Origin of the sequence: Pseudomonas ulcerans (genome assembly GCF_036324125.1) — a bacterium.
Lineage (GTDB): Bacteria > Pseudomonadota > Gammaproteobacteria > Pseudomonadales > Pseudomonadaceae > Aquipseudomonas > Aquipseudomonas ulcerans.
This window is the reverse complement of record NZ_JAZDQN010000004.1, coordinates 229,966-248,502: the sequence shown is the minus strand read 5'-3', so window position 1 is coordinate 248,502 and position 18,537 is coordinate 229,966. Positions and strand designations below refer to the sequence as shown.

19 protein-coding genes and 1 pseudogene are annotated in these 18,537 nt (G+C 64.6%); 9 read left to right on the top strand and 11 right to left on the bottom strand.

The annotated features are described in order from the left end of the window. Positions 1–8 precede the first annotated feature (8 nt). The 4 genes and pseudogenes from argB to coaBC form a co-directional block, all read right to left on the bottom strand. Complete coding sequence (gene argB, locus V0R59_RS06090) at positions 9–917, bottom strand: acetylglutamate kinase (RefSeq protein ID WP_330072797.1); 909 nt, start codon at positions 915–917, stop codon at positions 9–11. Positions 918–947: 30 nt separating this feature from the next. Beyond that, positions 948–2,354 (bottom strand): annotated as a pseudogene (locus tag V0R59_RS06085) (phosphomannomutase/phosphoglucomutase); the annotation flags it as partial. A 93-nt stretch (positions 2,355–2,447) separates the two neighbouring features. Beyond that, a complete protein-coding gene (gene dut, locus V0R59_RS06080; protein WP_330072796.1) occupies positions 2,448–2,903 on the bottom strand; it encodes a dUTP diphosphatase in 456 nt (151 codons plus the stop codon). 4 nt (positions 2,904–2,907) lie between these two features. Continuing rightward, positions 2,908–4,116, bottom strand: a complete 1,209-nt coding sequence (coaBC, locus tag V0R59_RS06075) for a bifunctional phosphopantothenoylcysteine decarboxylase/phosphopantothenate--cysteine ligase CoaBC (RefSeq protein WP_330072795.1) — start codon at positions 4,114–4,116, stop codon at positions 2,908–2,910. A gap of 136 nt (positions 4,117–4,252) precedes the next feature. Here coaBC and radC point away from each other — a divergent pair, with 136 nt between their 5' ends. Then, on the top strand, positions 4,253–4,942 hold the full coding sequence (gene radC, locus V0R59_RS06070) for a RadC family protein (protein ID WP_330072794.1): 690 nt from the start codon (positions 4,253–4,255) through the stop codon (positions 4,940–4,942). A 22-nt stretch (positions 4,943–4,964) separates the two neighbouring features. On the opposite strand, the gene V0R59_RS06065 is transcribed toward radC, so the two are convergent. Beyond that, on the bottom strand, positions 4,965–6,554 hold the full coding sequence (locus tag V0R59_RS06065; protein WP_330072793.1) for an ABC transporter substrate-binding protein: 1,590 nt from the start codon (positions 6,552–6,554) through the stop codon (positions 4,965–4,967). 363 nt (positions 6,555–6,917) lie between these two features. Between V0R59_RS06065 and rpmB the strand changes: the two genes are divergently transcribed. Both rpmB and rpmG read left to right on the top strand, forming a co-directional pair. Continuing rightward, positions 6,918–7,154 carry a 50S ribosomal protein L28 gene (gene rpmB / locus V0R59_RS06060; protein ID WP_037058999.1) on the top strand — a complete coding sequence of 79 codons (237 nt, stop codon included), beginning with the start codon at positions 6,918–6,920 and terminating at the stop codon, positions 7,152–7,154. An 11-nt stretch (positions 7,155–7,165) separates the two neighbouring features. After that, complete coding sequence (rpmG, locus tag V0R59_RS06055) at positions 7,166–7,321, top strand: 50S ribosomal protein L33 (RefSeq protein ID WP_003242516.1); 156 nt, start codon at positions 7,166–7,168, stop codon at positions 7,319–7,321. Positions 7,322–7,445: 124 nt separating this feature from the next. Here rpmG and V0R59_RS06050 read toward each other — a convergent pair whose 3' ends face one another. Both V0R59_RS06050 and V0R59_RS06045 read right to left on the bottom strand, forming a co-directional pair. Continuing rightward, entirely contained in the window at positions 7,446–7,649 is a 204-nt protein-coding gene (locus V0R59_RS06050) for an I78 family peptidase inhibitor (RefSeq protein ID WP_330072792.1), read from the bottom strand. An 81-nt stretch (positions 7,650–7,730) separates the two neighbouring features. After that, complete coding sequence (locus V0R59_RS06045) at positions 7,731–8,090, bottom strand: cupin domain-containing protein (protein ID WP_330072791.1); 360 nt, start codon at positions 8,088–8,090, stop codon at positions 7,731–7,733. A gap of 196 nt (positions 8,091–8,286) precedes the next feature. On the opposite strand from V0R59_RS06045, the gene V0R59_RS06040 reads away from it, so the two are divergent. Then, positions 8,287–9,780: an aldehyde dehydrogenase gene (locus V0R59_RS06040; protein WP_330072790.1), complete on the top strand. Its 1,494-nt coding sequence runs from the start codon at positions 8,287–8,289 to the stop codon at positions 9,778–9,780. A 117-nt stretch (positions 9,781–9,897) separates the two neighbouring features. After that, a complete protein-coding gene (locus V0R59_RS06035; protein ID WP_330072789.1) occupies positions 9,898–11,037 on the top strand; it encodes an MFS transporter in 1,140 nt (379 codons plus the stop codon). Here V0R59_RS06035 and V0R59_RS06030 read toward each other — a convergent pair. Together V0R59_RS06030 and V0R59_RS06025 are read right to left on the bottom strand one after the other, a co-directional pair. Beyond that, a complete protein-coding gene (locus tag V0R59_RS06030) occupies positions 11,034–12,548 on the bottom strand; it encodes a phospholipase D family protein (protein ID WP_330073016.1) in 1,515 nt (504 codons plus the stop codon). The two genes, V0R59_RS06035 and V0R59_RS06030, sit on opposite strands and share 4 nt — an antisense overlap. Positions 12,549–12,645: 97 nt before the next feature. Further along, positions 12,646–14,076 carry an aminotransferase-like domain-containing protein gene (locus V0R59_RS06025; RefSeq protein WP_330072788.1) on the bottom strand — a complete coding sequence of 477 codons (1,431 nt, stop codon included), beginning with the start codon at positions 14,074–14,076 and terminating at the stop codon, positions 12,646–12,648. Positions 14,077–14,254: 178 nt separating this feature from the next. Between V0R59_RS06025 and V0R59_RS06020 the strand changes: the two genes are divergently transcribed. Then, positions 14,255–14,485 carry a DUF1127 domain-containing protein gene (locus tag V0R59_RS06020; protein ID WP_330072787.1) on the top strand — a complete coding sequence of 77 codons (231 nt, stop codon included), beginning with the start codon at positions 14,255–14,257 and terminating at the stop codon, positions 14,483–14,485. On the opposite strand, the gene V0R59_RS06015 is transcribed toward V0R59_RS06020, so the two are convergent. Then, positions 14,486–15,763, bottom strand: coding sequence for an NAD(P)/FAD-dependent oxidoreductase (locus tag V0R59_RS06015; RefSeq protein ID WP_330072786.1), 1,278 nt, complete (start codon positions 15,761–15,763; stop codon positions 14,486–14,488). A gap of 114 nt (positions 15,764–15,877) precedes the next feature. Between V0R59_RS06015 and V0R59_RS06010 the strand changes: the two genes are divergently transcribed. After that, positions 15,878–16,231 (top strand): YkgJ family cysteine cluster protein, encoded by a 354-nt coding sequence (locus tag V0R59_RS06010; RefSeq protein ID WP_330072785.1) that lies wholly within the window; start codon positions 15,878–15,880, stop codon positions 16,229–16,231. Between the two features lie 16 nt (positions 16,232–16,247). Here the strand turns inward: V0R59_RS06010 and dadR are convergent, their stop codons facing one another. Next, positions 16,248–16,736: a transcriptional regulator DadR gene (gene dadR, locus V0R59_RS06005; RefSeq protein ID WP_042121505.1), complete on the bottom strand. Its 489-nt coding sequence runs from the start codon at positions 16,734–16,736 to the stop codon at positions 16,248–16,250. A gap of 156 nt (positions 16,737–16,892) precedes the next feature. On the opposite strand from dadR, the gene dadA reads away from it, so the two are divergent. Together dadA and V0R59_RS05995 are read left to right on the top strand one after the other, a co-directional pair. Then, on the top strand, positions 16,893–18,194 hold the full coding sequence (gene dadA / locus V0R59_RS06000) for a D-amino acid dehydrogenase (protein ID WP_330072784.1): 1,302 nt from the start codon (positions 16,893–16,895) through the stop codon (positions 18,192–18,194). Beyond that, a complete protein-coding gene (locus tag V0R59_RS05995; RefSeq protein WP_330072783.1) occupies positions 18,166–18,519 on the top strand; it encodes a RidA family protein in 354 nt (117 codons plus the stop codon). Before dadA ends, V0R59_RS05995 begins: the two co-directional genes overlap by 29 nt. Positions 18,520–18,537: the final 18 nt, after the last annotated feature.

The following is an 18,537-nucleotide window of genomic DNA, read 5'->3' as shown; positions in this document are numbered from 1 at the left end:
GTGACGCGTTACTGACGCGGCTTGCGGTTGGTGATCAGGGTGCCGACGCCGCTGTCGGTGAAGATTTCCAGCAGCACGGCGTTCGGTACGCGACCGTCGATGATGTGCGAGCTATGAACGCCGCCCTGGACCGCTTCCAGTGCACAGCGGATCTTCGGCAGCATGCCGCCGTAGATGGTGCCGTCGGCGATCAGGCCGTCGACCTGCTCGGTGCTCAGGCCGGTCAGCACGGTGCCTTGCTTGTCCATCAGGCCGGCGATGTTGGTCAGCAGCATCAGCTTCTCGGCCTTCAGCGCCTCGGCGACCTTGCCGGCGACCAGGTCGGCGTTGATGTTGTAGGACTCACCATTCGGGCCCACGCCGATTGGCGCGATGACCGGGATGAAGTCGCCCTTCACCAGCATGTTCAGCAGGTCGGTGTTGACGCCCACGACTTCGCCAACGTGGCCGATGTCGATGATTTCCGGGGTGGTCATTTCCGGGGTCTGGCGGGTGACGGTGAGCTTCTTCGCGCGGATCAGCTCGGCATCCTTGCCGGTCAGGCCGATGGCGCTGCCGCCATGACGGTTGATCAGGTTGACGATGTCCTTGTTCACCTGGCCGCCGAGAACCATTTCCACCACGTCCATGGTCGCCGCGTCGGTAACGCGCATGCCATCGACGAAACGGCTCTCGATCGACAGGCGATTGAGCAGGTCACCGATCTGCGGGCCGCCGCCGTGCACCACCACCGGGTTGATGCCGACCGCCTTCATCAGCACCACGTCGCGAGCGAAGCCGGTCTTCAGCTCCTCGCTCTCCATCGCGTTGCCGCCGTACTTGATCACCAGGGTCTTGCCGACAAAGCGTCGGATGTAAGGCAGCGCTTCGGACAGTACCTTGGCGACATGGGTAGCGGCATCGCGATCGAGGGTCATGCAGGGCTCCAGTTGGAACAAGTGGTTCGGTCAGAACGGTAGTTGCAGGTCGGGGGCTACGCGCTTGATCTGCGCATGGAATATAGCCTTGATTCGCTGCAGTTCGGCTTCATTGTCGGCCTCGAAGCGCAGGACCAGCACCGGTGTGGTGTTGGACGCGCGGACCAGGCCCCAGCCGTGGGGATAGTCGACCCGCACACCGTCGATGGTGGTCAGGTCGGCCACGCCCCAGTCGGCGTCGCGTTGCAGTGCATCAATGATGCTGAATTTACCCTCGTCGGTCACATCAATGTTGATCTCGGGGGTGGAAATGTCATTCGGGAAGCCGGCGAACAGGGTTTCGGCGTCCACCGGGGCCTTGCTGAGGATCTCCAGGAGGCGTGCGGCACTGTAGATGCCGTCGTCGAAACCGAACCAGCGCTCCTTGATGAAGATATGGCCGCTCATTTCGCCGGCGAGCAGGGCACCGGTTTCCTTCATCTTCTTCTTGATCAGCGAGTGGCCGGTCTTCCACATCCGCGAGGTGCCGCCGTACTCGGCGATCAGCGGGGTCAGGCGGCGGGTGCACTTGACGTCGAAGATGACCTCGGCGCCCGGGTTGCGCGCCAGCACGTCCTGGGCGAAGAGCATCAGCAGGCGGTCGGGGTAGACGATGCTGCCGGCGTTGGTCACCACGCCGACGCGGTCACCGTCGCCATCGAAGGCCAGGCCCAGGTCGGCCCCGGTTTCCTTGACCTTGGCGATCAGGTCGACGAGGTTTTCCGGCTTGCCCGGGTCCGGGTGGTGGTTGGGGAAATTGCCGTCCACTTCGCAGAACAGCGGGATGACCTCGCAGTTCAGTGCGGCCAGCAGCTGCGGGGCGTTGACCCCGGCGGCGCCGTTGCCGCAGTCCACCACGACTTTCAGGCGCCTGGCCAGCTTGATGTCGCCGACGATCTGCTGCTGGTAGCGCGGCAGGATGTCGACCTTCTCGACCTTGCCGTCACCGCGGGTCAGGTCGTTGGTCCTGAGGCGGGTCAGCAGGGCCTGGATCTGTTCGTTGGCCAGGGTGTCGCCGGCGATGACGATCTTGAAACCGTTGTAGTTCGGCGGATTGTGGCTGCCGGTGAGCATGACCCCGGACTTGCCGGCCAGGACATTGGCCGCGTAGTACAGGGCGGGAGTCGGCACCAGGCCGACATCGCTGACCTGGCAGCCGGCGTCGACCAAGCCCTTGATCAGCTGTTCCACCAGCATCGGGCCGGACAGGCGTCCGTCGCGGCCGACCGAGACATTCGGTTCCCCCTGGGCCAGGCTCTGCGCACCGATGGCGCGGCCGATCCAGTAGGCCGTCTCGGCGTGCAGGGTGTCACCGACCACGCCACGGATATCGTAGGCGCGGAAGATGCTTTCAGGCAGTGCGGGTACCAGGTGGGCCATATCGTTCATCACGGGACTCCAGTCTCGAAGGCTTGCGGGCGTATGGAACGCTTGGACGGCCTTTCTGCCGGAGAGTTCGCCCCTGGCCGGAAGCCAGGGACGATCGGTGGATCAATTGGTGCCGGAATGCCCGAAGCCGCCGGCGCCGCGCTGGGTCTCGTCGAAGGATTCGACGATGTCGAAATGTGCCTGTACCACGGGGACCAGCACCAACTGCGCGATGCGCTCGCCGACGGCGATGGTGAAGGCGCTCTGGCCGCGGTTCCAGCAGGACACCATGAGCTCGCCCTGGTAGTCCGAGTCGATCAGGCCGACCAGGTTGCCGAGGACGATGCCGTGTTTGTGGCCCAGGCCGGAGCGAGGGAGGATCATGGCCGCCAGGCCCGGATCGCCGATGTAGATCGACAGGCCGGTGGGGATCAGCAGGGTCTGGCCCGGTTCAAGGACGGTGTCTTCCTTGAGCATGGCGCGCAGGTCGAGGCCGGCCGAGCCCGGGGTGGCGTATTGCGGCAGCGGGAATTCGCCGCCGATGCGTGGATCGAGAATCTTGGCTTGGAGAGCGTGCATTGAATCAAACCTGGTTGAGGCGTTCGGCAATGAAAGCGACCAGCTGGCGGGCGATCTTGCCCTTGCTGGTCTGCGCGAACAGGGTTTCGTGGAGCTGGCGGTCGATCACGCTGCAGGCGTTTTCCTCGCTGTTGAAGCCAATGCTGGGGTTGGCCACGTCATTGGCGACGATCAGGTCGAGGTTCTTGTCCTTGAGCTTGCGTGCGGCGTAGTCGAGCAGGTGTTCGGTCTCGGCGGCGAAGCCGACGCTGAACGGGCGGTCCGGGCGGGTGGCGATGGTGGCCAGGATGTCCGGGTTGCGCACCATCTGCAGCAGCAGGCCGTCGCCGGTCGTAGGGTCTTTCTTGAGCTTTTGCGGGGCGACGACTTCCGGACGGTAGTCCGCGACCGCGGCCGAGGCGATGAACAGGTCGCAGGGCATGGCCGCCTCGCAGGCTGCGAGCATGTCGCGAGCGCTGACCACGTCGATGCGGGTGACCCGGTCCGGGGTCGGCAGGTGCACCGGGCCGGTGACCAGGGTCACCCGTGCGCCGGCTTCCACTGCGGCTTCGGCGAGGGCGAAGCCCATCTTGCCGGAGCTGTGGTTGGTGATGTAGCGAACCGGGTCGATGTTTTCCTGGGTCGGGCCGGCAGTGATCAGCACGTGCTTGCCGGTCAGCGACTCGCGCTTGAAGCATTCGGCGGCGAGCCAGGCCAGGTCGGTGGCTTCGAGCATGCGCCCGAGGCCGACGTCGCCGCAGGCCTGGCTGCCCGAAGCCGGGCCGAAGACCTGGATCGAGCGGTCCTGCAGGGTTTCCAGGTTGGCCTGGGTGGCAGGGTCGCGCCACATGGCCTGGTTCATCGCCGGGGCCACGGCGACCGTGGCGTCGGTGGCCAGGACCAGGGTGGTCAGCAGGTCGTCGGCCACGCCCTGGGCCAGGCGCGCGATCAGGTCGGCGGTGGCGGGGGCGATCAGCACGAGGTCGGCCCACTTAGCCAGTTCGATATGGCCCATCGCCGCTTCGGCAGCGGGATCCAATAGGTCCATGTGCACGGGGTGCCCGGAGAGCGCCTGCATGGTCAGCGGGGTGATGAATTCAGCACCGCCGCGGGTCATGACGACGCGCACCTGGGCGCCGTGTTCCAGAAGTCGGCGAACCAGCTCGGCGCTCTTGTAGGCGGCAATGCCGCCGCCGACGCCGAGGACGATGCGTTTCCGATACAGCCGCTGCATAGGCCTGCCTTTTTCTGATGGAGGTTTGCACGCAACGCCGACGCCTCCCCAGGCCGGGCGTTGCGCAAAAAAGTGGCGGCTAAGATAGCACAGGGCTCAAACCGGTAGCAGTCACGTACGGACAGAGGGATTGGTCATGAGTATCAGGGATTGGCCCGCGGCGGAACGACCACGGGAGAAGCTGTTGGAACTGGGTGCGGCGAGCCTGTCGGATGCCGAATTGCTGGCGATTTTCCTGCGGGTCGGGGTACGCGGCAGGAGTGCGGTGGACCTGGCCCGGGATGTGTTGGGGCACTTTGGCGGGCTGCGCGGTTTGCTGGAAACCGACTGCCGCAGTTTCAGTGCCGAGCCGGGATTGGGAGCGGCGAAGTACGCGCAGTTGCAGGCGGTGATGGAAATGGCCCGGCGCTATCTGGGCCAATCCATGACGCGCGGCTCGGCGCTGGAAAGCCCGGCGGCGGTGCGTACCTACCTGAAGGCGCAGTTGCGCCATGAAGCGGACGAGGTGTTCGGTTGCCTGTTCCTCGATACCAAGCACCGGCCGCTGGTATTCGAAGTCCTCTTTCGCGGCTCCATCGACAGTGCGGCGGTGTACCCGCGGCAGGTGGTGAAGCGGACCCTGGCGCACAACGCCGCCGCGCTGATCCTCTGCCACAACCACCCCTCCGGCAATCCCGAGCCCAGCCAGGCCGATATCCGTCTTACCCATCGCCTGATGGACGCGCTGGAGACGATCGACGTGCGCATTCTCGATCACTTCATCGTCGGTGATGGCGAGCCGCTGTCGATGCGTGAACGGGGGTGTTTCTTCAGCGCCCCGACCTGACAGCCGCGTCGCCTAGGGGTTCTCAGCGCTCCACGTTCACGCCAGCGAAAGACTGACGCCCGAACGGATTCACCTCATACCCCTGCACATCCTTACGCAGCAGCACCGCAGCGGTCGGGTGAGCCAGCGGCAGCCACAGCGCCTGCTGCTGGATCTGCGCCTGGGCCTGCTGGTACAGGCGGCTGCGCACGCTCTGGTCGTTGGTGGTCTTGCCGGCGCTGATCAGTTGGTCCAGGCGCGGATCGCAGTAGCGGGCGAAGTTGGTCCCGGAGGTCACCGCCGCGCACGAGAATTGCGGGCTGAGGAAGTTGTCCGGGTCGCCGTTGTCGCCGGCCCAACCCATGAACAGCAGGTCGTGCTCGCCGGCCTTGGCCCGGCGGATCAGCTCGCCCCATTCGATCACGCGGATTTCCGCCTTGATCCCGACCTTGGCCAGGTCCGCCTGCAGCAACTGGGCGCCGAGGCTCGGGTTGGGGTTGAGCAGGCTGCCGGACGGACGGGTCCAGATCGTGGTGCTGAAGCCCTCCGGCAGGCCGGCTTTCTTCAGTAGTTCCTGGGCCTTGGCCAGGTCCGTCGGGTAGCCCGGCAGCGATTTGTCATAGCTCCAGGTATTCGGCGGGAACGGCCCGTTGGCAGGCACCGCGGTGCCTTCGAACACGGCCTTGAGGTAGTTGTCCTTGTCGAAGGCGAGGTTGATCGCCTGGCGTACTTCCGGCTTGTCCAGTGGCGGGTGCTGGCTGTTGATGGCGAGGAAGGCGGTCATGAAGGCTTCGGTCTTCTCCACCTTCAGGCTGCTGTCCTCGCTGGCCGCGGCGATATCCAGCGGCTTGGGCGACAGGGCGATCTGGCACTCGTTGCGCCGCAGCTTCTGCAGGCGCACGTTGGCGTCCGGGGTGATGGCGAAGATCAGTGGATCGACGGCAGGCTTGCCGTTGAAGTAGTCCGGGTTGGCCCGGTAGCGGATCACCGCGTCCTTCTGGAAGCGGTTGAACACGAACGGCCCGGTGCCGACCGGCTGGCTGTTGAGCTTCTCCGGCGTGCCGGCCTTGAGCAGTTGGTCGGCATACTCCGCCGGGTAGATCGAGGCGAAGCCCATGCTCAGGGTGGCGAGGAAGGTGGCGTCCGGGTGGCTCAGGGTAAAGCGCACGCTCAGCGGGTCCGGGGCGTCGATCTGCTTGATCAGCTCGGGCAGTTGCAGCGATTGGGCATGGGGGAAGCCGCTCTGGGCGATCTTGTGCCAGGAATGCGCCGGGTAGAGCATGCGCTGGAAGCTGAACAGCACGTCGTCGGCATTCAGGGCGCGGCTCGGCTTGAAGTACGGGGTCGTGTGGAACTTCACGTCCGGGTGCAGCTTGAAGGTATAGACCAGGCCGTCGTCGGACACCGTCCAGCTGTCCGCCAGGCTTGGCACCACCTTGCCGGCCTTCGCGTCGAACTCCACCAGGCGGTTCATCAGTACGTCGGCCGAGGCGTTGGTGGTGGTCAGCGAGTTGTACTGGACCACGTCGAAGCCTTCGGGGCTGGCCTCGGTGCACACGCTGAGCGCGGCAGCCTGGGCCAGGGTGGGGCCGAGCAGGGCGGTGAACAACAGGGATAGAACGGCGGGACGCATGGGTACTCCTTGGCTGAACGACGACCCATCTGCCAGTGCAGTCTGGAAAAGTCCTACCCTAGTGCCCCGGATTACAAATCGCCAACACCTTTTTCAACGAATTTCACGACGAGCGGTAATAAGCGCCGCAGGCCGTTTGCCGCGCCGTGCGGGGCGCGAAGCGTGTTTGCACAATCACATTCTGTGTTGTTGTACTCTGGCGTTTCTGGTATAAAGCAGCGCTCTTTTCTAGGGGCCCGGTGTGCAGCACCCTCGGGTGTAGCCGGTAAGACCCTGAAGAATCAAGGCGCCTGGCGCCAAAGACTGAGAGATTAAGCGGCCAACCCATGCCGGGTTGGGCATGTGGTTTTAGAGGGCTGAGGCATGTCGAGAGTCTGTCAAGTTACTGGTAAGGGTCCAGTAACCGGGAACAACATTTCCCACGCAAACAACAAAACCCGTCGTCGTTTCCTGCCGAACCTGCAGCATCATCGCTTCTGGGTCGAGTCCGAGAAGCGTTTCGTGCGTCTGCGCGTTTCCGCCAAGGGCATGCGCATCATCGACAAGCGCGGCATCGACGCCGTTCTGGTCGACATTCGCCGTAACGGCATCAAGGTCTAAGGGAGAACGTCATGCGTGAACTGATCCGTTTGGTGTCGAGCGCCGGTACTGGCCACTTCTACACCACCGACAAGAACAAGCGCACCACTCCGGACAAGATCGAGATCAAGAAATACGATCCGGTCGTCCGTAAGCACGTGATGTACAAGGAAGCCAAGATCAAGTAATTGATCCGGCTTGCGAAAAAAAACCCGTATCCCACCGGATACGGGTTTTTTTTCGCCTGTGGTTTTTCCTTGGGCAAAAAAACGCCCGGTGCCAGTGGCACCGGGCGTCCTGTGGCGAGAGGGATCAGCCGAAGCGGAAGCCGGTGATCACGCCATTGCCGCCAGCGACCACATGGATGCGCGACTCGTCGTATTCCATGGTGGACACATCCATCGGGCCGACAACGCGGGCGCGGCCAGTCAGCCCGGTGATCTCGGCCTTCATTGCGCTGGTGTACTCACAGCCGACCAGGCTGGCCAGGGCTACTACTACTTCATCATTGGTCATGGTGTCTTCTTCCTTGTAGAGGGGTGTCCGGTTGGACCACGCCATGATCCACAAGCCTGCATGCCCAAAAGCGCTACTTATCTATTTTTGCTCGAACATCACGTAGATCTTGCGGCACGGCTCCAGCACCTCCCAGGTGCCCTTGAACCCGGCGGGAATCACGAAACGATCACCGGCACGCAGGGTCTTGGCCTGGCCCTGTTCGTCGCGCAGCACCGAGACGCCCTGAACGATCTCGCAGTATTCATGCTCGGTGTAGTTGACCGTCCACTGGCCGACCGCGCCTTCCCAGACGCCAGCAGCGAACTGCTCGCATGGGCTGGCGTAGTGGTTGTAGACCGCCTGCTCCGGATCGCCCTTGAGGATCTTTTCGGCGGCGGGACGATAGCGTTCGGCTTCGGTCAAGACCTGAGCAAAATCAACGATCTGCTGGATATTCATGGAGCGGGCTCACCTGGTTGTTAAATAAAATGAACATCACTAGGCTTTTGGCAGCTTAATGTCAAATATATTGATAATCCTGGCCCCAGTAGTTTAGGGTGTCGGATGCTGTAGAGCGATGACAGCTCCGGCGGAAATTTCTGACAGTGTCGATGACCTCTCGCACGACGCTGCACATCAACAAGAGGAGTTTGCTATGACCACCCTGACGCGTGCGGATTGGGAACAGCGTGCCCAGCAACTGAAGATCGAAGGTCGTGCGTTCATCAACGGCGAATACACCGCCGCCGTTTCCGGCCAGACTTTCGAGTGCATCAGCCCGGTCGATGGCCGCCTGCTGGCGCACATCGCCAGCTGCGATGAGGCCGACGCCCAGCGCGCCGTGGAAAACGCCCGCGCCACCTTCGAGTCGGGCGTCTGGTCGCGCATGGCTCCGGCCAAGCGCAAGGCCACCCTGATCCGCTTCGCCGGCCTGCTCAAGGCAAACGTCGAAGAGCTGGCCCTGCTGGAAACCCTGGACATGGGCAAGCCGATCGGCGACTCCTCGACCATCGATATCCCCGGCGCCGCCAATGCCCTGGCCTGGAACGGCGAAGCCATCGACAAGGTGTACGACGAAGTCGCCGCCACCCCGCACGACCAGCTCGGCCTGGTGACCCGCGAGCCGGTAGGCGTTGTCGGCGCCATCGTGCCGTGGAACTTCCCGTTGCTGATGGCGTGCTGGAAGCTCGGCCCGGCCCTGGCCACCGGTAACTCGGTTGTCCTGAAGCCGTCGGAAAAATCCCCGTTGACCGCCATCCGTATCGCCCAGCTGGCGGTGGATGCCGGCATCCCGGCGGGCGTCCTCAACGTCCTGCCAGGCTACGGCCACACCGTGGGCAAGGCCCTGGCCCTGCACATGGACGTCGATACCCTGGTGTTCACCGGTTCGACCAAGATCGCCAAGCAACTGATGGTCTACGCTGGCGAATCGAACATGAAGCGCGTCTGGCTGGAAGCCGGTGGCAAGAGCCCGAACATCGTCTTCGCCGACGCCCCGGACCTGAAGGCCGCCGCCGAGGCTGCTGCCAGCGCCATCGCCTTCAACCAGGGCGAAGTCTGCACCGCCGGTTCGCGCCTGCTGGTGGAGCGTTCGATCAAGGACCAGTTCCTGCCGCTGGTGCTGGAAGCCCTCAAGGCCTGGAAGCCGGGCAACCCGCTGGACCCGGCGACCACCGTCGGCGCCCTGGTCGACACCCAGCAACTGAACACCGTGCTGGGCTACATCGAGTCCGCCCACACTGACGGCGCCAAGCTGCTGGTCGGCGGCAAGCGCATCCTCGAAGAGACTGGCGGCACCTATGTCGAGCCGACCATCTTCGACGGCGTGAACAACGCCATGCGCATCGCCAAGGAAGAAATCTTCGGCCCGGTGCTGTCGGTGATCACCTTCGACACCGTCGAAGAAGCCATCGCCATCGCCAACGACACCCCGTACGGCCTGGCCGCCGGTGTGTGGACCTCGAACATCAGCAAGGCCCACCAGACCGCCAAGGCCCTGCGCGCCGGCAGCGTCTGGGTCAACCAGTACGACGGCGGCGACATGACCGCGCCGTTCGGTGGCTTCAAGCAATCCGGCAACGGCCGCGACAAGTCGCTGCACGCCCTGGACAAGTACACCGAGCTGAAAGCTACCTGGATCAAGCTGTAATCCACTGGCGCGGCGGCAACGTCGCGCCAGCCGATCCGGTCATGCAGCCGGGCCGTGCCGAAAGGCCGGCCCGGCTGTGTCGTCTGTGCTGTCCGGTAATTCTTCAAGGAGTGTGAGATGCGTTGGGGGACTTATTTCGCCGTGCTGGCAGCCGTACTCAGTGTCGGCCTGGCGCTGGGGGTCAGCATGCCGCTGGTGTCCTTGCGCCTGGAAGGCTGGGGCTACGGCAGCTTCGCCATCGGCGTGATGGCGGCGATGCCGGCGATAGGCGTTTTGCTCGGTGCCAGCCTGGCCAGTCGCCTGGCCGCGCGATTCGGCACGCCGGGCCTGATGCGCCTGTGCCTGTGGGCCGGCGCGCTGTCCATCGGTGCCCTGGCGCTGTTGCCCAGCTATCCGGTCTGGCTGGTGCTGCGCCTGCTGATCGGCGTGGTCCTGACCATCGTCTTCATCCTCGGCGAAAGCTGGATCAACCAACTGGTGGTGGAGCAATGGCGCGGCCGCCTGGTGGCGCTGTACGGCAGCAGCTACGCCCTGAGCCAGCTGGCCGGGCCCTTGCTGCTGGGCGTGGTCGGCTCGGATGACGACCTCGGTTTCTGGATCGGCGTCGGCCTGTTGATCGTCTCGCCGCTGCTGCTGTTCGGCCGCGGTGGCGCACCCAGCACCGAGGCCGCCAGCGTGACCTTCCGCGACCTGTTCGGCTTCTGCCGCAACCTGCCGGTGATTGCCTGGGCCATTGCCCTGTTCGCCGCGTTCGAGGCGATGATCCTGACCCTGCTTCCGGTGTACTGCCTGCAGCAGGGCTTCAGCGCAGAGGTTGCCCTGTTCATGGTCAGTACCGTGGTGGTGGGCGATGCGGTGCTGCAACTGCCGATTGGCGCCCTGGCCGACCATATGTCCCGGCGCACCCTGTTCAGCGGCTGTGCGGTGACCTTGGCGGCATCCAGCCTGATGATTCCGCTGTTGCTGCAAACGCCGCTGATCTGGCCGCTATGGGTACTGTTCGGGGCCAGCGCCGGCGGGTTGTTCACCCTGTCGCTGATCCTGATCGGCGAGCGCTATCGCGATGACGCGCTGGTGCGGGCCAATGCCCATGTGGCGCAGCTCTGGGGTATCGGCTGCCTGATCGGGCCGCTGGCGGCGGGGGCGGGGAGCCAGTGGTTGAGTGGGCATGCGTTGCCGTGGTTCATGGCTATCGGTGCGTTCATTCTGGTCTTGCTGGCGCGGCGGCCGCGGGCGTTCGAGGAAGCTACCGCCTAGAGCATCTTCTCCAGTCCCACCGCCTTGGCGATCCACGCATTGAACCGCCGCCACAGCCCTCCAGGTTCAGCGGTCAGCACATGCTGCTGGCCATTGTCCTCGGTCACCCACACCAGCTTGCCGTCACGCAGTTCCACTTGGTACGCCACCGCCGGCGCCATACCCTGGATCGCCAGGTCGCGGGTGTACTGAGCCAGTTCGGGGCTGTCCACCAGCACCCCGACCTCGGTATTCCACAGCACCGAGCGCGGGTCGAAGTTGAATGAGCCGATGAAGGTCTTCTGCCGGTCGAAGACGATGGCCTTGCTGTGCAGGCTGGAATCCGAGGCGCCGCTGAAGCGGTAGCGCGGCTGGTTGTGGTCGCCGGGCTGGCGGCGCAGTTCGAAGAGTTTTACGCCGTGCTCCAGCAACGCCCGACGATAAGGCGCGTAGCCGCCGTGGACCACCGGTACATCGGTGGCTTCCAGGGCGTTGGTCAGCAGGTCGACCTGGACGCCGGCGTCGGCGCGGCTGGTCAGGTACAGCAGGCCTTCTTCCCGCGGTACGAAATAGGCCGAGACCAGGATCAGTTCCTTGCGAACCCCGTTCAGTTCCGGCGCCAGTTGCCGGGTCATCAGCAGTTGCGGGTCGGGCTCGTCGTCCGCCAGGACCTTGCTGGGGGCATCCCATAGCGCCTGGCTGTGGGCCCAGATCAGTTCGTTGCGCCACACATCCAGGCGTGGCTCGGTCTGGTAGGCCATCAGCCGGTCGTACAGGGCCGTGCGTTGGGTGCGCGCCTCGGCCAGGTAGGTTTCCAGGCGCTGGCGGCTGGCGCGCAGGTCTTCGCTGTCCGGCTGGCTGTAGAGAAAGTCGCCGATGGGTTTGCTCAGGGCGCTGTTCCAGTACTGGTCGAAACTGTGCCCCAGCTGTTCGGCCACGGGGCCGACGCCGAGCAGGTCGATGTCGGTGAAGTTGAGGTTGGGCTCGGCATCGAAATAGGCGTCGCCGATGTTGCGTCCGCCGACGATGGCCATGCTGTTGTCCACCAGCCACAGCTTGTTGTGCATGCGCCGGTGCTGGCGCGACAGGTTGAACAGCCGGCCCATGGCCCGGGTGACACCGGTGGCGCGACCCAGCTGCAGCGGGTTGAACACGCGGATCTGGATGTTCGGGTGGGCGGCGAGGGTGCCGATCAGGCCGTCCTGGCCATCGCTGGCAGTGTCGTCGAGAAGGATCCGCACGCGCACGCCGCGATCCGCCGCTGCCAGTAGTTCATGGACCAGCGCGCGGGTGCTGAGGCCGTCGGCGACGATGTAGTACTGCAGGTCGATGCTGCTTTGCGCGTTGCGGATCAGCTCGGCGCGGGCGCGGAACGCCTCGTTGCTGTTGGGCAGCAGGCGGAATCCGGAGCGCCCGTCATGGGCCTCGGCCTGGCGCTGCACCGAGCGGCCGAAGGCGGACTGGCTGGCGGGGATCGCCTGGCTGACATCCCGGGGCACGCTGACGCTGGCGCAGCCACCGAGAGCGAACATGAGGGTCAGCAGGAAGGGCAGGAGCCGGTGGCTGGTCAAGGCTGGATTCCGTGAGCGCGGGGCAGTTGAACTGTAGACCGCGTTCAACAGCGAAACGTTACCCGTGCTTCGCTTCTTCGCCCAGTAGACGAATGGCGTTTTCCCCAACCTTGCGCACCGCCGCCTCGATGGTTGGCGTCGGCCGTGCCGCGTAGTTCATGCGCAGGCAGTTGCGGTGCTTGCCCGAGGCGGAAAAGATGCTGCCCATGGCGATCTGTACGCCCTGGTCGAGCAGCAGGCGATTCAGTTTCAGGGTGTCGCATTCTTCGGGCAACTCGACCCACAGCAGGAAACTGCCCTGGGGCCGGCTGACCCGGGTGCCGGCGGGGAAGTAGCGGGTCACCCAGTCGATCATCTGGTCGCGACTGCGCTGGTACTGGCTGCGCATGCGCCGCAGGTGCGGCTGGTAATGGCCGGCTTCGATGAAGTCGGCGATCGCCAGCTGCGCTTGGGTCGCGGTGCTGCCGGTGCTGATGTACTTCATGTGCAGCACCCGCTCCAGGTAGCGGCCGGGCGCCACCCAGCCGATCCGCAGGCCGGGTGCGAGGGTCTTGGAGAAGGAACTGCAGAGCAGGACGCGTCCGTCGTCGTCGAAGGACTTGATCGTCCGTGGCCGTGGGTAGGTGTAGGCCAGGTCGCCATACACATCGTCTTCGAGGATCGCCACGTCGAAGCGCTGGGCCAGGTTGAGCAGGGCGCGCTTGCGGGCCTCCGGCATGATGTAGCCGAGCGGGTTGTTGCAGCTCGGCGTCACCTGGATCAGCTTGATCGGCCATTGCTCCAGCGCCAGCTCCAGGGCTTCGAGGCTGATGCCGGTGAGCGGATCGGTGGGGATCTCCATGGCCTTCATGCCCAGGCCCTTGAGCGTCTGCATGGCGCCGTGGAAGCTCGGCGAATCCACCGCGACGATATCGCCTGGCTCGCACACTGCGCGGATGCTCGCCGACAGCGCTTCGTGGCAGCCGGTGGTGATCACCAGGTCGGCGGCATCCACGGTGCAGCCGGAGTCGAGCATCAGCCGCGCGACCTGCTCGCGCAGGGCCTGGGTGCCGCTGATGGTGTCGTAGTACAGGCCGGGCATGTCCTGCCGTCGGCTGAGCTGGGCGAGGCTGCGCAGAAGGGGTTTCAGGGTCGGGCTGTTGACGTCGGGCATGCCCCGGCCAAGCTGGACGATGTCCTTGCGCGGCACGCTGCGTATCAGCTCCACGACATGCTCCCACTGGGAGATATCCACAGGCCGCTGCGCCGGGCGACCCACTGCCGGCAAGGCGGGCAGGGTGCGGTTCTGCGGGACGAAATAGCCCGATTTCGGTCTCGGCGCCACCAGGCCGTTGTCCTCCAGCAGGCGATAGGCCTGCTGCACCGTACTGAGGCTGACCCCATGCTCCAGACTCAGGGCGCGTACCGACGGCAGGCGATCGCCCGGACGATACAGACCCTGCTCGATGCGGGCGCCGAGCAGCTCGGCGAGATTGACATAGAGGGTCATGGGCGTACTCCGGGAAAAAGCCGTAGGAAACAACCAGTACAGATTTCGGAAAAATACATCATTCAGAGAGGAAATGGCGAAATCTGTATGAAGAAAATTCCGAGCGATTGAATCTGTAACGTATTTCCCCTTGCGCGCATGCTTTCTCCACGGTCTACCAACCCTGGAGGAACACGCAATGAACGGGCTGAGCGATGTGCGCTTGAAACTGTATGGCAGCGAACTGGAGCGGGCTCAGCGCGAAGCCAAGCTGCGCGCGCCACGGTTCCTGGGCACCCTGCGCTTGTGGGTGCATCGCTGGGAGACCCGGCGGGCGCTGCTGGAGCTCACGCCCGCGCAGTTGAAGGACATCGGCCTGAATCGCGGGGATGCGATCGAGGAAGGGCTGAAGCCGTTCTGGAGGGACTGATCAGACCAGCTCCTTCAACCGGTGCCACAACATCCCCAACGCCAGCAGCGGCGAGCGCAGGTGTTTGCCGCCGGGGAAGGTGATGTGCGGCACCTTGGCGAACAGGTCGAAGCGCCCGCTCTGCTGGCCACTGATGGCTTCGCCGAGCAGGCGCCCGGCCAGGTGGGTGGCATTCAGCCCATGACCGGCGTAGGCCTGGGCGTAATACACATTGGGCTGTTCGCGCAGGCGGCCGATCTGCGGCAGGCGGTTGGCGCCGATGCCGATCATTCCACCCCACTGGAAGTCGATGCGCACATCGGCCAGTTGCGGGAACACCTTGAGCATCTTCGGCCGCATGTAGGCGCCGATATCCTGCGGGTCGCGCCCCGAGTAGTGGCAGGCGCCGCCGAACAGCAGGCGACGGTCGGCGGAGAGACGGAAGTAGTCCACCGTCACCCGCTGGTCGCACACCGCCATGTTCTGCGGCAGCAATTGTCGCGCGCGGTCCTCGTCCAGCGGCTCGGTGGCGATGATGTAGCTGCCGGCCGGGAGGATCTTGCCGCCCAGTTCGCGATTCAGGTCGTTGAGGTAGGCATTGCAGCTCAGCACCAGGGTGCCTGCGCGGACGCTGCCTTGCCCGGTATGCACCTTGACCTCGCTGCCGTAGTCGATGCGGGTGACGGCGGAACGTTCGAAAATCCGCACGCCCAGCCCGCTGGCCACGGCCGCCTCGCCGAGCGCCAGATTGAGCGGGTGCAGGTGGCCGGAGCCCATGTCCACCAGGCCGCCGGCGTACTGGCTGGAGCCGATCACCGTGTGCATCTGCTCCGGCGGGACCAGGCGCAGTTCGTGCCGGTAGCCAAGGGCGCGCAAGGCTTCGGCGTCTTCGGCGAAGCCGTCGAATTCCCGGGGTTTGTTGGCCAGGTCGCAGTAGCCCCAGGTCAGGTCGCAGGCGATGGCATGGCGCTCGACACGCTGGCGGACGATCTCCACTGCTTCCAGGCCCATCAGTTGCATCTGTTTCACGCCCTCGGCACCGATGACCGGCGCGAACTGCTCAAGACCGTGCCCGACACCGCGAATCAACTGCCCACCATTGCGCCCGCTGGCACCCCAGCCGACCTTGCGGGCTTCCAGCAGGATCACGCTGAAACCGCGTTCGGCCAGTTCGATCGCGGTGTTCAGCCCGGAATAGCCGGCACCGACCACACAGACGTCGCAGCGCTGTTCGCCGGCCAGTTGCGGGTAATCCGGCTGGGGGACGCTGCTGGCGGCGTAGTAGGAAGCGGTGTGCATGGGCGTCGTCCTGGAGTCATTGTCTGGGCAAGGCGGGCAGCATAGGCGGTGCTTTCGGGGCTAGGCAACCGTCAGGCAAAATGGCGGCTTTCTCCCCCTTGGCGGTTCCACTCCATGGCCTGCAACAGTCACAAAATCCGCTTTCTGCGTGAGCAGATTCCGTCGTTCGAGTGCGTGCCGGGGTGTCATGACTGCTGCGGGCCGGTGACGACCTCGGCTGAGGAAATGGCCCGGCTGCCGCGCAAGAGTGCCGAGGAGCAGGAGGCAGCGCTGGCTGAACTGAACTGTGTGCACCTCGGGCCGCAGGGTTGCACGGTGTATGAAGAGCGGCCACTGATCTGCCGTTTGTTCGGGACCACGCCGCGCCTGCCTTGCCCCCGTGGGCGAGGGCCGGACGAGATGATCGATCCGGGGGCGGAGCGCCTGGTGCATCAGTTCATCGCCACCACCCGGCAGGTCCTGGTTTAGGGCCTCTGCGCCAATCTCAATCCGGAATTGGCAGGTTCAAGCTCTCCTTCACCTCCTCCATCACGATATAGCTCTTCGACTCCCGCACATGGGGCAGCTTGAGCAGGATGTCGCCAAGCAACTTGCGGTACGACGCCATTTCGGAAATCCGCGCCTTCACCAGGTAGTCGAAGTCCCCCGACACCAGGTGGCACTCCAGCACATGCGGCAGCTTGAGCACCGCCCGGCGGAACTCTTCGAAAGTGTCCCCCGACTTGTAGTCCAGGCTGATCTCGACGAACACCAGCAGGCTGCCCTTGAGGTGCTGCGGATTGAGCCGGGCGTTGTAGCCCATGATGATGCCTTCGCGCTCCAGGCGGCGGACGCGCTCGGTGCAAGGGGTGGTCGACAGCCCGACTTTCTCGCCCAGCTCGGTAAAGGAAATGCGCCCGTCGGTCTGCAGGATGCGGAGGATGTTGCGGTCGATCTTGTCCAGCTCGCGCTTGCTCTGGTGCTGGGTTCTCATAGTGGATGCCCCTTTGTAAAAGCCGACTTTGCCGAGAATTCTCGCCAAATATAGGCTTTTATATAGTGAAATGCACTGGCCCGAGTTTTTTACACTGCGCGCATTCATGCCTTTCACAATAAATAGCTGCGGTGCGCCGCTTCGAGGGTAATCAACATGCGCGTTCTGGTACTGGGCAGTGGTGTAATCGGGACCGCGAGTGCCTACTATCTGGCCCGGCAAGGTTTCGAGGTGGTGGTGGTCGATCGCCAGCCGGCGGTCGCCATGGAAACCAGTTTCGCCAACGCCGGCCAGGTCTCGCCGGGCTACGCCTCGCCCTGGGCCGCGCCAGGCGTGCCGCTGAAAGCCATCAAGTGGCTGCTGGAGCGCCATGCGCCCCTGGCGATCAAGGCCACCGGCGACGTCGACCAGTACCTGTGGATGGCGCAGATGCTGCGCAACTGCACCGCCAACCGCTACGCGGTGAACAAGGAGCGCATGGTCCGCCTGTCCGAGTACAGCCGTGACTGCCTCGACGAGCTGCGTGCCGAAACCGGCATCGCCTACGAAGGCCGCACCCTCGGCACCACCCAGCTGTTCCGCACCCAGGCCCAGGTCGATAACGCCGCCAAGGACATCGCCGTCCTCGAACAGGCCGGCGTGCCCTACGAGCTGCTGGATCGTGACGGCATCGCCCGGGTCGAGCCGGCCTTGGCCAACGTCTCCGATATCCTTGCCGGCGCCCTGCGCCTGCCGAACGACCAGACCGGCGACTGCCAGCTGTTCACCACCCGCCTGGCGGAAATGGCGGTCAAGCTCGGCGTCGAGTTCCGCTTCGGCCAGAACATCCAGCGCCTCGACTTCGCCGGCGACCGCATCAATGGCGTCTGGATCGACGGCAAGCTGGAAACCGCCGACCGCTACGTGCTGGCCCTGGGCAGCTACTCGCCACAACTGCTCAAGCCGCTGGGCATCAAGGCCCCGGTGTACCCGCTCAAGGGCTACTCGCTGACCGTGCCGATCACCAACCCGGACATGGCGCCGACCTCGACCATTCTCGACGAGACCTACAAGGTCGCGATCACCCGCTTCGACAACCGCATCCGCGTCGGCGGCATGGCCGAGATCGCCGGTTTCGACCTGTCGCTGAACCCGCGTCGGCGTGAAACGCTGGAGATGATCGTCAACGATCTCTATCCTCTCGGCGGCGACCTGCAGGCGGCCGAGTTCTGGACCGGCCTGCGTCCGACCACCCCGGACGGCACGCCGATCGTCGGTGCCACGCCGTTCCGTAACCTGTTCCTCAATACGGGTCACGGTACCCTCGGCTGGACCATGGCCTGCGGTTCCGGTCGTCTGCTCGCCGACCTGATGGCGCGCAAGAAACCGCAGATCAGCGCCGAAGGCCTCGACATTTCCCGCTACGGACATCACCAGGAGACCGCCAAGCATGGCAATCCAGCGCCAGCTCACCAATGACCGCATGAGTCAGATCGTCGCCCACAACGGGACCGTCTACCTGGCGGGCCAGGTGGGTGACGACATGAACGCCGGGATCGAACAGCAGACCCGCGAAACGCTGACCAATATCGAGCGCCTGCTGGACCTGGCGGGCACCGACAAGACCCGCCTGCTTTCGGTGACCATCTACCTGAAGGACATCGATGCCGACTTCCAGGGCATGAATGCGGTGTGGGACAAGTGGCTGCCCAAGGGCGTCGCCCCGGCTCGCGCCACCGTCGAAAGCAAGCTCTGCGAGCCGGAGATCCTTGTCGAAATGTCGGTGGTCGCCGCGCTCTCGTAACGATCCTCTCTTCACCCG

Bases quoted from the DNA above. Each gene is read 5' to 3' on its own strand.
- argB (WP_330072797.1), bottom strand. From the start codon at position 917: ATGACCCTCGATCGCGATGCCGCTACCCATGTCGCCAAGGTACTGTCC.
- dut (WP_330072796.1), bottom strand. From the start codon at position 2,903: ATGCACGCTCTCCAAGCCAAGATTCTCGATCCACGCATCGGCGGCGAA.
- coaBC (WP_330072795.1), bottom strand. From the start codon at position 4,116: ATGCAGCGGCTGTATCGGAAACGCATCGTCCTCGGCGTCGGCGGCGGC.
- radC (WP_330072794.1), top strand. From the start codon at position 4,253: ATGAGTATCAGGGATTGGCCCGCGGCGGAACGACCACGGGAGAAGCTG.
- V0R59_RS06065 (WP_330072793.1), bottom strand. From the start codon at position 6,554: ATGCGTCCCGCCGTTCTATCCCTGTTGTTCACCGCCCTGCTCGGCCCC.
- rpmB (WP_037058999.1), top strand. From the start codon at position 6,918: ATGTCGAGAGTCTGTCAAGTTACTGGTAAGGGTCCAGTAACCGGGAAC.
- rpmG (WP_003242516.1), top strand. From the start codon at position 7,166: ATGCGTGAACTGATCCGTTTGGTGTCGAGCGCCGGTACTGGCCACTTC.
- V0R59_RS06050 (WP_330072792.1), bottom strand. From the start codon at position 7,649: ATGACCAATGATGAAGTAGTAGTAGCCCTGGCCAGCCTGGTCGGCTGT.
- V0R59_RS06045 (WP_330072791.1), bottom strand. From the start codon at position 8,090: ATGAATATCCAGCAGATCGTTGATTTTGCTCAGGTCTTGACCGAAGCC.
- V0R59_RS06040 (WP_330072790.1), top strand. From the start codon at position 8,287: ATGACCACCCTGACGCGTGCGGATTGGGAACAGCGTGCCCAGCAACTG.
- V0R59_RS06035 (WP_330072789.1), top strand. From the start codon at position 9,898: ATGCGTTGGGGGACTTATTTCGCCGTGCTGGCAGCCGTACTCAGTGTC.
- V0R59_RS06030 (WP_330073016.1), bottom strand. From the start codon at position 12,548: ATGTTCGCTCTCGGTGGCTGCGCCAGCGTCAGCGTGCCCCGGGATGTC.
- V0R59_RS06025 (WP_330072788.1), bottom strand. From the start codon at position 14,076: ATGACCCTCTATGTCAATCTCGCCGAGCTGCTCGGCGCCCGCATCGAG.
- V0R59_RS06020 (WP_330072787.1), top strand. From the start codon at position 14,255: ATGAACGGGCTGAGCGATGTGCGCTTGAAACTGTATGGCAGCGAACTG.
- V0R59_RS06015 (WP_330072786.1), bottom strand. From the start codon at position 15,763: ATGCACACCGCTTCCTACTACGCCGCCAGCAGCGTCCCCCAGCCGGAT.
- V0R59_RS06010 (WP_330072785.1), top strand. From the start codon at position 15,878: ATGGCCTGCAACAGTCACAAAATCCGCTTTCTGCGTGAGCAGATTCCG.
- dadR (WP_042121505.1), bottom strand. From the start codon at position 16,736: ATGAGAACCCAGCACCAGAGCAAGCGCGAGCTGGACAAGATCGACCGC.
- dadA (WP_330072784.1), top strand. From the start codon at position 16,893: ATGCGCGTTCTGGTACTGGGCAGTGGTGTAATCGGGACCGCGAGTGCC.
- V0R59_RS05995 (WP_330072783.1), top strand. From the start codon at position 18,166: ATGGCAATCCAGCGCCAGCTCACCAATGACCGCATGAGTCAGATCGTC.